This window comes from Staphylococcus sp. GDX7P312P (genome assembly GCF_008385775.1).
Classification (GTDB): Bacteria; Bacillota; Bacilli; order Staphylococcales; family Staphylococcaceae; genus Staphylococcus; species Staphylococcus haemolyticus.
Window position 1 is genome coordinate 1 of record NZ_VUKI01000095.1, and the last position, 240, is coordinate 240.

The 240-nt window shown below is 39.2% G+C and carries 1 protein-coding gene; it reads left to right on the forward strand.

The window, feature by feature from the left end; genetic code table 11:
• Positions 1-62: 62 nt before the first annotated feature.
• Positions 63-236: a VraH family peptide resistance protein gene (locus tag F1592_RS13505; RefSeq protein WP_149814214.1), complete on the forward strand. Its 174-nt coding sequence runs from the start codon at positions 63-65 to the stop codon at positions 234-236.
• Positions 237-240 lie beyond the last annotated feature (4 nt).

Consider the following 240-nt stretch of genomic DNA (forward strand, 5'->3'; position numbering starts at 1 on the left):
TCCATGCAAATCGAAATGTAAAACACTCTATATAGTAATTGAAAAGAAAGGCCGGTGTTTAAATGAATATAAAAGAATTAAGACGCAAATCTTACGCGGAGTTATTAAGTTTGAAAGTCAATGGGTTTAACGGGCTGTTGCTAATACTGATCGTCTTCATCTTAAGGGGCATTGCGACCCCCTTTATTGGAGTTGTAGTAGGCGTACGTGGTGGTGGTTATATTCTCAAGCGTTAGGACG

Excerpts from the sequence above, each read along its gene's own strand:
- F1592_RS13505 (WP_149814214.1), top strand. The coding sequence starts at position 63 with ATGAATATAAAAGAATTAAGACGCAAATCTTACGCGGAGTTATTAAGT.